This window comes from Micromonospora sp. PTRAS2 (assembly GCF_054052245.1).
Map to the genome: position 1 here is coordinate 1,226,348 of NZ_JBSWBU010000001.1, position 13,411 is coordinate 1,239,758.

General features: G+C 76.6%; 13 protein-coding genes. 6 read left to right on the forward strand and 7 right to left on the reverse strand.

Going from position 1 to position 13,411, the window contains the following annotated elements; all coding sequences use genetic code 11:
* The first annotated feature begins 30 nt into the window (after positions 1–30).
* From fabF to ACVMYR_RS05805, 3 genes are read left to right on the forward strand one after another with little or no spacing between them, the layout of a single operon-like run.
* Positions 31–1,317 (forward strand): beta-ketoacyl-ACP synthase II, encoded by a 1,287-nt coding sequence (gene fabF, locus ACVMYR_RS05795; RefSeq protein ID WP_431894438.1) that lies wholly within the window; start codon positions 31–33, stop codon positions 1,315–1,317.
* A complete protein-coding gene (locus ACVMYR_RS05800; RefSeq protein WP_077935104.1) occupies positions 1,314–2,399 on the forward strand; it encodes a branched-chain amino acid aminotransferase in 1,086 nt (361 codons plus the stop codon). The genes fabF and ACVMYR_RS05800 overlap by 4 nt, the downstream gene beginning before the upstream one ends.
* Entirely contained in the window at positions 2,399–4,012 is a 1,614-nt protein-coding gene (locus tag ACVMYR_RS05805; protein WP_457121258.1) for a beta-ketoacyl synthase N-terminal-like domain-containing protein, read from the forward strand. The genes ACVMYR_RS05800 and ACVMYR_RS05805 overlap by 1 nt, the downstream gene beginning before the upstream one ends.
* On the opposite strand, the gene ACVMYR_RS05810 is transcribed toward ACVMYR_RS05805, so the two are convergent.
* Positions 3,991–4,473 carry a PaaI family thioesterase gene (locus ACVMYR_RS05810; RefSeq protein WP_077935103.1) on the reverse strand — a complete coding sequence of 161 codons (483 nt, stop codon included), beginning with the start codon at positions 4,471–4,473 and terminating at the stop codon, positions 3,991–3,993. The genes ACVMYR_RS05805 and ACVMYR_RS05810 overlap by 22 nt on opposite strands.
* Before the next feature lie 54 nt (positions 4,474–4,527).
* Here ACVMYR_RS05810 and ACVMYR_RS05815 point away from each other — a divergent pair, with 54 nt between their 5' ends.
* Entirely contained in the window at positions 4,528–5,502 is a 975-nt protein-coding gene (locus tag ACVMYR_RS05815) for a GlxA family transcriptional regulator (RefSeq protein ID WP_077935102.1), read from the forward strand.
* Positions 5,503–5,561: 59 nt separating this feature from the next.
* Positions 5,562–6,938 (forward strand): helix-turn-helix domain-containing protein, encoded by a 1,377-nt coding sequence (locus ACVMYR_RS05820; RefSeq protein ID WP_457121259.1) that lies wholly within the window; start codon positions 5,562–5,564, stop codon positions 6,936–6,938.
* Here the strand turns inward: ACVMYR_RS05820 and ACVMYR_RS05825 are convergent.
* Both ACVMYR_RS05825 and ACVMYR_RS05830 read right to left on the reverse strand, forming a co-directional pair.
* The gene (locus ACVMYR_RS05825) at positions 6,931–7,638 is read right to left on the reverse strand and encodes a response regulator transcription factor (RefSeq protein ID WP_457121260.1); all 708 of its coding nucleotides are present in this window, start codon (positions 7,636–7,638) and stop codon (positions 6,931–6,933) included. The genes ACVMYR_RS05820 and ACVMYR_RS05825 overlap by 8 nt on opposite strands.
* Positions 7,639–7,712: 74 nt before the next feature.
* Positions 7,713–8,237 (reverse strand): helix-turn-helix transcriptional regulator, encoded by a 525-nt coding sequence (locus ACVMYR_RS05830; protein ID WP_096761530.1) that lies wholly within the window; start codon positions 8,235–8,237, stop codon positions 7,713–7,715.
* Positions 8,238–8,510: 273 nt separating this feature from the next.
* Here ACVMYR_RS05830 and ACVMYR_RS05835 point away from each other — a divergent pair, with 273 nt between their 5' ends.
* Positions 8,511–9,302 carry an AfsR/SARP family transcriptional regulator gene (locus ACVMYR_RS05835; protein WP_457121261.1) on the forward strand — a complete coding sequence of 264 codons (792 nt, stop codon included), beginning with the start codon at positions 8,511–8,513 and terminating at the stop codon, positions 9,300–9,302.
* On the opposite strand, the gene ACVMYR_RS05840 is transcribed toward ACVMYR_RS05835, so the two are convergent.
* Genes ACVMYR_RS05840 through ACVMYR_RS05855 form a run of 4 tightly spaced genes read right to left on the reverse strand, consistent with a single transcriptional unit; the run spans position 9,289 to position 13,408 of the window.
* The gene (locus ACVMYR_RS05840) at positions 9,289–10,419 is read right to left on the reverse strand and encodes a zinc ribbon domain-containing protein (RefSeq protein ID WP_457121262.1); all 1,131 of its coding nucleotides are present in this window, start codon (positions 10,417–10,419) and stop codon (positions 9,289–9,291) included. The genes ACVMYR_RS05835 and ACVMYR_RS05840 overlap by 14 nt on opposite strands.
* Entirely contained in the window at positions 10,416–10,985 is a 570-nt protein-coding gene (locus tag ACVMYR_RS05845; protein WP_043960749.1) for a phage tail protein, read from the reverse strand. Before ACVMYR_RS05845 ends, ACVMYR_RS05840 begins: the two co-directional genes overlap by 4 nt.
* Before the next feature lie 15 nt (positions 10,986–11,000).
* On the reverse strand, positions 11,001–12,962 hold the full coding sequence (locus ACVMYR_RS05850) for a putative baseplate assembly protein (protein ID WP_431894445.1): 1,962 nt from the start codon (positions 12,960–12,962) through the stop codon (positions 11,001–11,003).
* On the reverse strand, positions 12,962–13,408 hold the full coding sequence (locus tag ACVMYR_RS05855) for a GPW/gp25 family protein (RefSeq protein WP_431894447.1): 447 nt from the start codon (positions 13,406–13,408) through the stop codon (positions 12,962–12,964). Before ACVMYR_RS05855 ends, ACVMYR_RS05850 begins: the two co-directional genes overlap by 1 nt.
* Positions 13,409–13,411: the final 3 nt, after the last annotated feature.

Sequence of the window (13,411 nt, forward strand, 5' to 3'; positions counted from 1 at the left end):
GGCGATTGATAGTCTGCGGTGGGTCGTTCGATGCCTGAGAAGTGGGGCCGTGGCGGGATGGTAGGGGGCGACGTCGTCATCACCGGCATCGGCGCCGTCACGCCGCTCGGCCTCGACCGGGAGAGCACCTGGCACGGCCTGCTGGCCGGCAAGTCCGGCGTCGGCGCGATCACCGCGTTCGACGCCGCCGACCTGCCCACCCGCATCGCCGCCGAGGTGCGGGGCTTCGACCCGGCGGCGCACTTCACCCCGAAGCGGGCCCGCCGGATGGCGCGGTTCAGCCAGTTCGCGGTCGTCGCCGCGCGGGAGGCGGTCGCCGACGCGGGCCTGACCGTCGACCCCGACCACGCCGACCGGGTGGGCGTGGTGGTCAACGCGGCCGTCGCCGGCTTCGACACCGTCGAGGCGGCCACCCGGGGGCTCCTCGCGCCCGTGCCGTCCGCGCCCAGCGCCCAGTTCGTGCCGTCCTCCCTGACCAACATGCCGGCCTGCGAGATCGCCATCGACCTGGGCGCGCACGGGCCGGTCAACGCCAGCGCCCTGGCCTGCGCCAGCGGCGCGTACGCGCTGCTCGACGCCCGCCGCCTGATCCTCAGCGGCGAGGCGGACGTGGTCGTCTGCGGCGGCACCGACGCGGCGATCACCCCGGCCATGTTCGCCGGCCTGGTGAGCATGGGCGCGATGTCCGAGCGCAACGCCGACCCGGCGGGCGCCAGCCGGCCGTTCTCCGCCGACCGCGACGGCTTCGTCTTCGGCGAGGGCGCGGTGGTGCTGGTCCTGGAGTCGGCCGAGCACGCCCGCCGCCGGGGGGCCACCCCCTATGCCACCCTCGCCGGTGGCGCGCTGACCAGCGACGCGTTCCACGTGAGCGCCCCCGCCCCGGGCGGCGTGCACGCCGCCGCCGCGATCCGGCAGGCCGTGGCCCGCTCCGGGCTGCGCCCCGACGACGTCGACTACATCTGCGCCCACGGCACCTCGACGAAGGCCAACGACCGCACGGAGACCGTCGCGATCCGCGCCGCGCTCGGCGACGCCGCCGACCGGGTGGCGGTCAGCGCGCCCAAGTCGATGCTCGGCCACCTGATCGGCGCGGCCGGGGCACTCGGCGCGATGGTGTGCGCCATGGCGATCCGCGAGCAGGTCGTGCCGCCCACGATCAACCTGCACGAGCCGGACCCGGAGTGCGACCTGGACTACGTGCCGCACCAGGCCAGGGAGATGCCGGTGCGGGCCGCGCTCACCAACGCCTTCGGCTTCGGCGGGCAGAACTGCGTCGCCGTCTTCACCGAGCCACCGTCCCGAGGAGAGCCCAGATGACCGCCGAGTTCCGGTTGAGGCGAACCGACCACCCGACTCCCCAGCAGCAGCGGGAGGAGATCCTCGCCGATCCCGGGTTCGGCCGGCACTTCACCGACCACATGGTCACCGTGACGTGGACGCCGGACGCGGGCTGGCACGACCACCAGGTCACCGCGCTGGCCCCGTTCACCCTGCACCCCGGGGCGGCCGTCCTGCACTACGCGCAGGAGATCCTCGAAGGGCTCAAGGCGTTCCGCCGTGCCGACGGCAGCATCTGGCTGTTCCGGCCCGGCCTCAACGCGCGCCGGTTCGCCGCGTCCGCCGACCGGCTGGTCCTGCCCGAGCTGGACGAGGAGACCTTCGTCGAGAGCGTCGCCGCGCTGGTCCGCGCCGACGAGGCGTGGGTGCCGCCGTACGGCGGGGAGCAGAGCCTCTACCTGCGCCCGTTCATGTTCGCCGCGGAGGCGTTCCTCGGGGTGCGGCCGGCGCAGCAGGTCACCTACTGCGTGATCGCCTGCCCGGCCGGGTCGTACTTCCCGAACGGGGTCACCGGCGTGACGCTGTGGATCTCCACGAAGTACAGCCGGGCGTCGATCGGCGGCACCGGCGCGGCCAAGTGCGGCGGCAACTACGCCGCGAGCCTCGCCCCGCAGCGCGAGGCGCTGGGGCACGGCTGCGAGCAGGTGCTCTACCTGGGCGGCGAGCAGCGGCGCGACATCGACGAGTCGGGCACCATGAACGTCTTCTTCGTGACCCGCGACCAGCAGCTCGTCACCCCGAGCCTCGGCACCATCCTCGACGGGGTGACCCGCGACAGCGTGCTGGCGCTCGCCGCCGAGCACGGCCTCGACCCGGTGCAGCGGTCGATCGGCATGGACGAGATCCGCGACGGGCTCGCCGACGGCACGGTCACGGAGGCGTTCGCGGCCGGCACCGCCGCCGTGATCACCCCGATCATCGGGTTCAAGAGCGAGGAGTTCTCCGCCCCGGTCGGCGACGGCACCCCCGGCAAGTACACCCGCCAGTTCCGCACCCACCTGCTGGACATCCAGTACGGCCGGGCCGAGGACACCCACGGCTGGATGCACCGGGTCCTGTAGTGGGCACACCCATCGCGGTGGTCGGGATGGCCGTCCGCGCGCCGGGCGGCATCGCCGACCTCGACGCGTACTGGTCGGCCATCCTGCACGCCCGCGACCTCACCGGCGACCTGCCGGCCGACCGGCGCGACGCGTTCGGCGCGGCGTGGGACGGCATGGTCACCCGGGGCGGATACCTCGACGCGGCGTTCGACTTCGACCCGAAGTTCTTCGGCATCGCGCCGAAGGAGGCCCGGGTGCTCGACCCGCAGCACCGGCTGCTGCTGGAGGTCGCCTGGGAGGCGTTCGAGCACGCGGCGATCCCCGTCGCCGCCGTCGCCGCGTCCACCGGCGTGTTCGTCGGCATCACCGGCCGGGACTACTGGCAGTGGCTCTCCGGCGACCCCAACTCGTACTGGACCATCGGCAACGGCCACGCGTTCGCCGCCGGCCGGGTCGCGTACACCCTCGGGTTGGGGGGTCCGGTGTTCGCGCTGGACACGGCGTGCTCGTCGTCGCTGGTGTCCGTGCACACCGCGTGCCGGGCGCTGGCCGCCGGCGACTGCGACGTCGCCCTCGCGGGCGGCGTCAACCTGGTCCTCGCCCCGGGCACCACCCGGGCGGTGGCGCAGACCGGCGCGCTGTCGCCGCAGGGCCGCTCCCGCCCGTTCGACGCCGACGCGAACGGGTTCGTCCGGGGCGAGGGCTGCGGCCTGCTGGTGCTCAAGCGGCTCGCCGACGCCCGCCGGGACCACGACCGCGTCCTCGCGGTGATCGGCGGCACCGGCATCAACCACGACGGGCGCACGGCGACGTTCACGACGCCGAACGTGTCGGCCCAGGCGGGGCTCATCGACACCGTCCTCGCGGCGGCCGGCGTGTCCGCGCGGGACGTCGGCTACCACGAGGCGCACGGCACCGGCACCCCGCTGGGCGACCCGTCCGAGCTGGAGGCGGTCGTGGCCGCGCTCGGCCGCCGCGACGGCCGCCCGCTGTACGTGGGCTCGGTGAAGGGCAACGTCGGCCACACCGAGTCGGCCGCCGGGGTGCTCGGGCTGGTGAAGGCCGTGCTGTGCCTGCACCACCGCACGATCGCCCCGCAGGCCAACTACCGGGCGCTCAACCCGCGCGTCGACCTCGCGGGCACCGGCATCGAGATCGCGGCGGCGGCGGTGCCCTGGGACGACCGGCTGGGCCCCTGCGCGTCGACGAGCTCGTACGGGATGAGCGGCACCAACGCCTTCGCGGTGCTGTCCCCGGCACCGCCGCCCGAGCCGGCCGCAGCGGTGCCCGCCCCGCGCGGCTTCCCCGTGTCGGCCGCCACCCCGGGCGCGCTCGCCGAGCTGGCCGGCCGGTACGCGGCGCACCTGGCCGCCCTGCCCGACGCGGACTACCCGGCGTTCGCGTCGACCGCCACCGGCGGCCGCACCCGGCTCAAGCACGCGGTGTGGGTCGAGGCGGCCGAGCCGGCCGGCGCGGCGGCGGCGCTGGCGGCCCTGGCCGCAGGCGAGGCGCACCCGGCCGTGCGGGCGCTCGGCGCGGACGAGCCGGTGCCGGCCCCGCCCGGCCGGGCGGTCGTCTCGCTGCCCGGCTACCCGTGGCAGCGCGGCACCTACCTCTCCGCCCCGGCCTGAGCCCTCTCCGCCCCGGCCTGGGCGGCGAGCGTGGCCGCGCGGGCGGCCCGCGACGGCAGCGCGAAGTGCAGCGTGGCCATGGCGACCAGGCGGCCACGGTGGTCCGTGGCCCGCGCGTCCACGACCGCCGAGCGGCTGGCGATGTTGACCACCTCGGCGGCGACCCGCAGCACGCCGGGCTCGGCCGGCTCCAGGAAGCTGATGCTGCTGTTGGCCAGCGCCATCGCGGGCGCCGGCCCGACCAGCACGTTCACCGCGACGAAGCCGGCCAGGTCGATCGCCCAGAACATGGCCGGCCCGGACAGCGCCCCGTCGATGCGGCGTTCGAGCCCGTCGGGGCCGGCGGCGCAGACCACCCGGCCGCCGTCGATCGCCTCCACCCGGAGCCGGTCGGTGCCGGACAGGATCTCGGCGAGCCACGCCCGCGCCTCGTCGATCGCCATCACCGGTTGCCACGCCATGGCCACACTATAAGTCGTGATCGATCTTTTCCGGTCGTCTCGTACGGTGGGGCGATGGGGGAGAGAACGGTCCTGATCGTCGGCTACGAGGGCGCGGAGCTGATCGACATCGCCTGCGTCAGCTCCAGCCTGGACATCGCCAACCGCATCGGCGCGGACCCGCCGTACCGGATCGTGCTGGCCACGCCCGGCGGGCAGCCCATCACCTGCGACTCCGGCCTGCGACTCTGCGCCCAGGAGACGCTGGAGCGGTGCACGGGCCCCGTCGACACGCTGGTCGTCTCCGGCGGCCTGGGCCACACGCGGGCCGCCGCCAACCCGCTGGTGACCGGCCACGTGCGCCGGCTGGCGGCGCTGGCCCGCCGGGTCGCGTCGGTGTGCACCGGGGCGACCGTGCTCGCCGAGGCCGGCCTGCTCGCCAACCGCCGGGCCACCAGCCACTGGATGTACGCCGACCAGCTCGCCCGCAGCTATCCCGACGTCACCGTCGACCCGGAGCCGATCTACATCCGCGACGGCAACGTCGCCACCTCCGGCGGCGTCACCAGCGCCCTCGACCTCACCCTCGCCTTCGTCGAGGAGGACCACGGCATGGCCCTGGCGCGGGGCGTCGCGCTGGGCGTGGTCGCCTACCTGCAACGCCCCGGCGCCCAGGCACAACTGAGCATGTTCCTGGCCCGCTGCTCGACCGACGACCTCGTGGTGCGCCGGGCCCGTAGCCACATCGCCACCCACCTGGCCGACGACCTCGGCACCGCCGCCCTGGCCCGGCTCGCCGGGGTCAGCGAGCGGCAGCTCTCCCGGCTCTTTCTCGCCCACGCCGGGTCGACCCCCGCCCAGTACGTGCGGCGGGCGCGCACCGAGGCCGCCGCGCACCTGCTGACGTCGACCGCGCTGCCGCTCGCGGCGGTGGCCCGGCGGTGCGGCTTCGGCTCCACCGAGTCGCTGCGCCAGGCGTTCCTCACCCACTACGCGGTGACCCCGTCGCGTTTCCGGGCCGAGCGCCGCAGGACCGTCGACGCCCCGTGACCCCGTCGGGCGGGACCGGGGTTGGGCACCGGCCCTCGGTTTCTGTAACTATCCGTGGGGTGACGTTCACGGATGGGGTCGGCGTCGGGGGCGTCGGGATGAACGGCCGGCTGGGGGCCCTGCTGCGGCGACACCGCACGGACGCCGGCCTGACCCAGGAGGAGCTGGCCGACCTCGCGGGCGTCGCCGTGCGTACGGTGCGGAACCTGGAGCTCGGCCGCGTGGCCCGGCCGCAGCGCCGCACCGTGCAGGAACTGGCCGACCGCCTCAGCCTCTCCGAGCCGGACCGGTCCCGGTTGCTCACCGCGGCCCGCGGGGGCGGGTGGGACGACGGGGCGGGCTCCCTCCCCGGTGACCTGGCCGACTTCGCCGGCCGGGCCGGGGAACTGCGCCGGCTGGCCGGCGCGGCCGAGGCGGCCGGACGGTCCGGCGTCAGCCGGGTCGTGGTCGTCAGCGGCGCGCCCGGGGTCGGCAAGTCCAGCCTGGTGGTGCACGCCGCCCACGAGCTGGCGCGCCGCTTCCCGGGCGGGCCCCTGTACGTGGACCTGCGGGGCATGGACGACGAGCCGACGACCCCGGCGCAGGCCCTCGACCAACTGCTGACCGCCCTCGGCGTGGCGGCCCCACCGCCTGCCACGGACGCCCGGCTGACTCTGTGGCGCACCCTCGCGGCCGCCCGCCGCGGGCTGCTGGTGCTGGACGACGCGCGCGACGAGGCGCAGGTGCGGCCCCTGCTGCCGGGCGGGCCGGGCTGGCTGGTGCTGGTGTCCAGCCGCAACGCCCTGGCCGGGCTGGTCGGGGCGGACCGGATGCCGCTGGGCGTGCTGTCCGCCGCCGAGACGCGCACCCTGCTCGCCGCGTCGGTGGGTGGCGGGCGGATCGCCGCCGACGACCCGGCGGCGGCGGAGCTGGGCCGGCTCTGCGGCGGGCTGCCGCTCGCCGTCCGGGCTGCCGCGAACCGACTCGCGGTCCGGCCCGAGTGGAGCGCGCGGTGCTTCGTCGAGCGGCTCCGCGACGAGCAGCGCCGGCTCGACCTGCTGCGGGCCGGCGACATCCAGGTGCGGGGGGCGTTCGAACGGTCGTACCGGCTGCTCGACCCGTCCGTCCGGCGCACGTTCCGGCTGCTGGGCGCGGCCCCGCTGCCGGAGTACACCGCGCCGGTGGTCGCGGCGCTGTCCGGCGAGCCGGTGCCGGTCGCCGAGGACCGGCTCGACAGGCTGGTCGACGCGGGACTGCTCGGCACCGGCGCGGCCCCCGGCCGGTACGTCCTGCACACGCTGCTGGCGCTGTTCGCCGCCGAGCGGTTCGCCGGTGACGAGGCGGCCGGGGACCGGGAGGCGGCCCGGGGGCGGTTGGCCGCCCACCTGCGCGGTCGGGGCGCGGCGGCACGACCAGCAGCCAGCCCGGGGGCCGGCGGGCCCGGCTCCCTCAGGTGACCGGGTCGGTGCTCCCCGGCCGCCGCCGCACCAGGCCGAGGGTGATCGCCTCGCGGGTCAGCTCCGCCTTGTTCCCGACGTCCAACTTGGACCTGATCCGGGTGAGGTAGGTGTTCACCGTCGCCTCGGAGATGCCCAGCCGGCGCGCGGCCTGGGCGTGCGTCAGCCCCTGGGCGATCAGCGTCAGCGTCGCCGCCTCGCGGGGGGCGAGCGCCGGGCGGCCGGGCGGCCGGAAGCGCGCCCGGTCGCGGCCGGGGCCGGGCCCCGGCGCGCAGGCCGGGGCCCGACCTCCGCCGGCCGCCGGCCGCCCCGCCTCCGGGCCGGTCGCGCAGGCCCGGAGCCGCGCCGACAGCGTCGGGCACAGGTAGAACCCGCCGGCCGCGACCACGTCGAGGGCCGTCCACAGGTGGACCCGCTCGGTCGCGGTGGTCACCACCGAGCGGGCGCCGGCCCGGATCGCGTCCAGCGTCGCGCCCTCCGCGGACTCCGGCACCATCACCAGCGTCGGGTGCCGGGCGCACGACCAGCGGAGCACCTGCGGTGGCGGGTCGACCAGGACCACGACCGCCACCGTCCCGGCCGCCACCTCGCCCACCGCGTCGACGGTGCGCAGGCTCCGCACCCGGTCGTTGCCGTCGATGAGCTGGCGCACCCCGCGCCGGGCCAACGGCTCGGCCACCACCACACACACGTCGAACATCGCCCCACCCCTCGGTGAGCAGTCAACTACGCTGCGGGTGGCGGGGCGAGGCAAGATGACCGGCAAGAACGGGTTCACACCGACAAATAGCCGAGTTCCACCGCCCGCCGGGTCAGCTCCGCCTTGTTGGCCGCCCCGAGCTTGCGGCGCAGCCGCTTGGCGTACGTGTTGACGGTCTGCTCCGTCACCCCGAGGCGGTGGGCGACCTGCCGGTGGGTGAGGCCCTGCGCGATGCACCGCAGGGTCTCCACCTCGCGGGGGCCGAGCGACACTTCCGACCCGCCCGGCGACGCCCGGCCGCCGCCGTCCGGTCGGCCGCCGACCAGCGCCGCCACGCTCCGCGACAGGTACGACCCGCCGGTGAGCACCGCCGACCGGGCCAGCTCCAGCTCGTCGACGCCGTCGCCGTCGCGCAGGACGGCCCGGGCCCCGGCGGCGAGCAACGCCAGCGGGTCGACCGTGGTGGCGCGGGGCAGCACGAGCAGCACCAGCCCGTCGGCGGTGAGCGTGGCCAGCTCCGGCCAGCGTTCGCCGGTCAGGCGGTCCCACCGGACGACGACCGGCGCGGGGCCGGCGTCGGGTGGATCGACGGTCGGCATCAGGTTGCTCCCGGGAAGGAGGGGTGCCCGAACTCCAGCGTGTACCGAGCGCTACCGATGGTAGATGCCGGAGAAGTCCCCAAAATGACGGCTGTCCATGTCCCCCGCGCGCCGCGCACACTGTCCCCCGCGGCGTCGACGTCGCCACCTCCCCAGCACCGGCCGTCGCGCCTGGGCCGCCCCGGCGTCGTCGCCCCGCGCGGCCCGGTGTCGGCGTCCGGCGCGTGCCGGCGCGCGGTCGGCGTCGCCGTGGCGGCAAGGGAGACAGATCACATGATTTCGAGGGATCGCCCGATCGTTGCGGCAGAACACCCCCGCCTGTGGCTGCGGTGCTTCGGCGGATTCCGGCTGGAACTGGACGGCGTCCCGGTGGCCTGGTCGGGCGTCCGGCCCCGGGTCCGGGCCCTGATGCGCTACCTGGCGGCCGAGGCCGGCCGGCCCGTGCACCGGGACCGGATCATGGCGGCGCTCTGGCCGGAGCTGCCGGAACGGGCCGCCGTCAACAATTTGCACGTGAGCGTGTCGACGCTGCGCACCTTCCTGGAGCCCGGGGTGGCCCGGGGCGCGTCCCGGTTCGTCGTCCGGGACGGGGCGTCGTACCTGCTGGACCCGGGGCCGGGCGGCGGCAGCGACGTGCTGGCCTTCGAGGCGGCGCTGGCCGTCGCCCGGCACGCCGGGCCGACCGGCGACGCCACCGCGGTCACCGGGGCGCTGCGCGGCGCCCTCGACCACTACGGCGGTGACCTGCTGCCCGAGGACGGGACCGCCGAATGGGTGGTCGCCGACCGGGAACGGTACCGGGCGCGGGCGACGGAGGCGGCGGCGCTGCTCGCCCGGGTGGAACTGGACCGGGGGCGGGCGCGGGCGGCGGTGCTGGCCGCCCGGCGGGCGCTGGAGCTGGACGGCTACCACGACGACGGCTGGCGGCTGCTCGTGGCCGCGCAGCGGCGGGCCGGCGACGTGGCCGCGTCCCGGCGCAGCCAGCAGACGTACGAGCGGGTGCTGCGCTCGCTGGGCGTGACCCACCCGTCGGCCGCCCGGCCCGTGCACGTCACGGCCGCCTGAACACCTCCACCTCGGCCAGCGCCACCTCCCGCCCCCGCTGCGCGCCGTAGCTGGCGTCGATCGTCAACCGGAGCCGGGTCACCCCGCCCACCACGTGGTGGAAGGTCTGCGGCCCCGGCCGGTCGGTCAGCCGCAGCTGCCGGGCGCTGCTCGGGCCGTCCCCGGTCCACAGGGTCATCGTCAGCTCGGCCGGTCGCGCCTGCCGGACGAAGGCGTCCTGCTGCGGCGACGCCCCGGTGTGCACGATCAGGTCCATCAGCCGGATCGGCGGGTCGAAGGTCAGCTCCACGTACTGGCCGGTGGCGGGCCGGTCGGCGGCGGGCGCCCAGTAGCGGTTGTTCAGCCCGTCCACGACGGACCGGGCGGGGTGCCCGCGCGCCTCGCTGGAGGCCACCACGGCGCTGGGCAGGACGGCCTCGGGCGTCGCCGTGCGGTCCCGCACCGCATCGACGGCCCGGGGGCCGAACCGGACCGCCGCCCAGACCGCCACGGCGAGCAGGGCCAGGACGACCAGCACCGCGAGCAGCCGGCGCAGCCCGCCCCGGCCGGGTCGCCGCCGGGGCCAGCGCAGGCGACGCCACCACGGCACGGCCCCCGCCGGGCCCGTCGGTGCGGCCAGCGGCCCGCCGCAGCGGCGGCAGAACGACCGGCCCGCCGGGTTGCCGGTGCCGCAGGCCGGGCAGACCACGTCGCCCGGCGCGCCGGCGGTGTCCCCGGCGAAGTCGCGGACCACCGGCGCGGGGGCCACGGGCAGCCCCGGCTGCACCGCGCGGGGCTGGTCGGCGGCGGGCGGCGGCTCGGCGGGGGCCGACGCGGGCACCGGGTCGGGCGGCCCGCCGAGGCCGTCGTCGTCGGCGGGGCGCACGGGTACGACGAGCGCGGCGGCCCGCCGCGCGGCGGTGTCCCCGGCGTCCGCGACGGGCTCGGCGGCGGTGTCCTCGACGGCCGCGACGGGCTCGGCCCCGGCGTCCGCGGCGGGCTCGGCCGTGGCGTCGTGGACTGTGGCCGCCGTGGCGGGCGGCGGCGTGGGGTCGTTCCAGGCGAGGAACGCACCGCAGTTGCCGCAGAACCCGTCGCCGGGGGAAACCTCGGCACCGCAGTTGTCGCAGGTCCTCACCGAGCCCCGCCCGTCGCCGGTCCGCCGTCGGGCGGCAGCACCTCCACCGTGTACGGCACGTGCGCCGGCCGGTTCGCCTCGATGACCGCCCGCAGCCGCGCCGCGAGCGCCGGACCCGGCTCGGCGACGCGGATCCGCACCGTCAGGGCCGGCTCGGGCGACCCGGGCAGCGCGCCGCCGGGGGTGGCCGACCAGGCGGTGCCGCCGCTCTCGACGATCTCCGCAGCGATCCCCGTGGCCAGCCGCACCTCCTCGGCGAGCGCGGCGGCCGTGCCGCGTACGCGGTGCCGGCCGACCGCACCGGCGACCACCCGCCGCCGGTCGTCGCCGGCCCCGTCGGGCGGGCCACCGGCGGCGACCCAGCCGCCCAGCCAGTCCACGAAGTCGGGCGGGGCCAGCGCCGGGTCGAAGTACGCCCACAGGTTGTCCAGGGTGGCGTGCACCGGCGCGATCACCTGGTCGTACGCGCCGGTCAGGCGCTGGGCCAGGTCGTCGGCGGCGTAGACGGCGGGCAGCCGCCGACCTAGCGGATCGGGCGTGGCCAGCCCCTCGACGGCGGCGCGCATGCGAGCCCCTCCTGTTCAGGCACCCGACCGGTGCTCGTCGACGCGGACCTGGTGCTGGTGGGAGAAGACGAGGGCGTGCCGGTCCAGCTCGATCCGGGTCACCTGCTCGCCCCGGCGGCCCGTCAGCGGGTCGGCGGGGAACATGCGTACCTCCTCGACGACCTCGACCCCCGGCAGCCGTTGCAGCACCCCGAACACCTCGCCGGAGTGCACCTGCCGCCCGAACGGCCAACCGGTCCCCTCCGGCCCGCCGTGCACGGGGTCGAGATAGCGGTAGAGGGTGGCCGTCGCGACGGCCCGGAGCTGGGCGACGGCGGTGTCGGGGCGGGGGACGAGCCGGGCGACGACCGTGACGCCCTGGTAGAACGGCGGCTCCACGACCAGCCGCGCCCCGATCGGGCGGCGGGCGTCCAGGTGTTCGGCGATGGTGGCGAGCATCCCGTCCGGGGGGACGAGGTCCTCGAAGTGGAGGCGGCCCTCCTCGTCGGCGACGGCCTCCGGCACCACCAGCAGGCGTACGCCGCCGGCCGCGCTGCCGTCACCGGCGGGCAGGCACCGGACCCGGGCGGCGGCCGGGCAGGCCTGCCTTGCCAGCAGCTCGTAGTCGCGGGCGGTGACCGCCCGGTCCTGGGCCCGCAGCTGCACCGGCCCGCGCAGCCGGGCCTCCGCGACGGTCTCCCCGTCGACGCCGCCGGTGGCGGGGGCCCGGTTCTCCACCCGCGACACGTACGGCATCGAGCTGCGCAGCACCGCCAGGGCGCCCCGGGCGACGTTGCCGCTGTGCCCGCCCCCGGTGCGGTAGCGCCGCACCCGGATCCGGGAACCGGCCGTCGGCACGGCACCGTAGCGGCGCAGGGTGCCGTCGGGCTGCCGGACGGCCGGACCGAACAGGATCTCCCCGGCGGTGCGGTCGACGACGACGTGCCGGTCGCCCGGCCCGGAGCCGCCGAACGTCTCCACCTCCGTCCACTCCAGCCACCCCGTGCCGTCGCTGCTCTCCACCACCAGCGGGTGCTCGTCGGGGACGATGGGCGGCCGGGCCACCGTCAGCCGCTGGCCGGGCACCCCCTCCGCCTCGCCGACCTGCTCGCCGAGGACCGTCTCGGCGTGGACGGCGCCGACCGTGCCGCCGATCGTGGCCGCCTCCACGGAACGCACCGTCGGCGAGGCGGCGTAGAACGGCTGGCCGGGGCGGGCCGCCACCAGCCGGCACCGCAGCCAGCCGGCCCGCTGCCCGGCCACCACGGAGGTGACGTGGGTGGCGGGCACGTGCAGCACCACCTCGCCGGGTCGGTTCAGCCCGCCGGTGTCGTCGTGGTCGACCTCGCACGGCGACCAGCGCTCACCCGTCCACGCCTCCCACACCAGCGGCGGCTGGCGCGGGTCGACGCCGACACCCTCCACCCGGCTGTCCATCTGCAGCAGCACCGCGCAGGACGGCACGGCGGCGGAGAGGCCGACGAGCATGGCGTCGCCCACCGACGGGACGGCGGGGAAGCAGGACACGTCCCGGCCGTCGAGCAGCTCCTCGGTCCGGTCCGCCGGCGGGCCCTCGGCGGGGTGGCTGCGCAGCCGGGTCAGCTCGCAGGGCACCACCGCCAGGTCCGCCGTGGTGGTGAACACGACGGCCTCGTCGGTCTGGGTGCGTTCGGTGCCGACCTCGGTGCCGGCGCGCAGCAGCACCGGCTGGGTCTGCGGGCCGGACAGCCAGAACGTGACGTCGCCCCGGGCGGCCGTAGGCGGGAACGGCCGCACCCCGATCAGGTCGAGGAACGCCAGGTAGTTCTTCTCCGGCACCCGGTTGAGCCGGTAGAGCAGCTGGTCGACCATGTGGGCGAACGTCTCGACCAGGGTCACCCCGGGGTCGGAGACGTTGTGGTCGCTCCACTCCGGGCAGCGCTGCTGGATGAAGCGTTTCGCCTCGTCGACGAGCTGCTGGAAGCGGCGGTCGTCCAGGTTGGGCGCGGGCAGCGGCATCAGGCGGCGCCTTCGTCGTGGTTGCTTCCCCCGCGCGAGAGGGCGCTCTCCTCGTGGGAGGGGATGACGTAGAACGGGAAGACCAGGTTGCGCGGGTCGTTGGTGCCCCGGATCGAGTAGCGGACGTCGATGTAGAGCACCCCGGCGTCCTCGGCGTCGAAGTTGATCACCACGTCGGTGACGTCGATGCGGGGCTCCCACCGGTCGAGCGCCCGGCGCACCTCGAAGGCGATCCGCCCGGCGGTGTTCTCGTCGGCCGGGGCGAAGACGTAGTCGTGCACCCCGCAGCCGAACTCCGGCCGCATCGGCCGCTCGCCCGGCGCGGTGCCGAGGATGAGCCCGATCGCCTCGACGATCTCCCGCTCCCGGTCCACCAGGGCGATGCCGCCGGTGGCGTCGGTGCGCAGCGGGAACGCCCAGCCCGCCCCGATGAACTGCTCGGCCACCGC

Coding starts and splice junctions, on each gene's coding strand:
- ACVMYR_RS05825 (WP_457121260.1), bottom strand. CDS start 7,638: ATGTTCGACGTGTGTGTGGTGGTGGCCGAGCCGTTGGCCCGGCGCGGG.
- ACVMYR_RS05845 (WP_043960749.1), bottom strand. CDS start 10,985: ATGCGCGCCGCCGTCGAGGGGCTGGCCACGCCCGATCCGCTAGGTCGG.
- ACVMYR_RS05830 (WP_096761530.1), bottom strand. CDS start 8,237: ATGCCGACCGTCGATCCACCCGACGCCGGCCCCGCGCCGGTCGTCGTC.
- ACVMYR_RS05835 (WP_457121261.1), top strand. CDS start 8,511: ATGATTTCGAGGGATCGCCCGATCGTTGCGGCAGAACACCCCCGCCTG.
- fabF (WP_431894438.1), top strand. CDS start 31: ATGCCTGAGAAGTGGGGCCGTGGCGGGATGGTAGGGGGCGACGTCGTC.
- ACVMYR_RS05815 (WP_077935102.1), top strand. CDS start 4,528: ATGGGGGAGAGAACGGTCCTGATCGTCGGCTACGAGGGCGCGGAGCTG.
- ACVMYR_RS05850 (WP_431894445.1), bottom strand. CDS start 12,962: ATGCCGCTGCCCGCGCCCAACCTGGACGACCGCCGCTTCCAGCAGCTC.
- ACVMYR_RS05810 (WP_077935103.1), bottom strand. CDS start 4,473: ATGGCGTGGCAACCGGTGATGGCGATCGACGAGGCGCGGGCGTGGCTC.
- ACVMYR_RS05800 (WP_077935104.1), top strand. CDS start 1,314: ATGACCGCCGAGTTCCGGTTGAGGCGAACCGACCACCCGACTCCCCAG.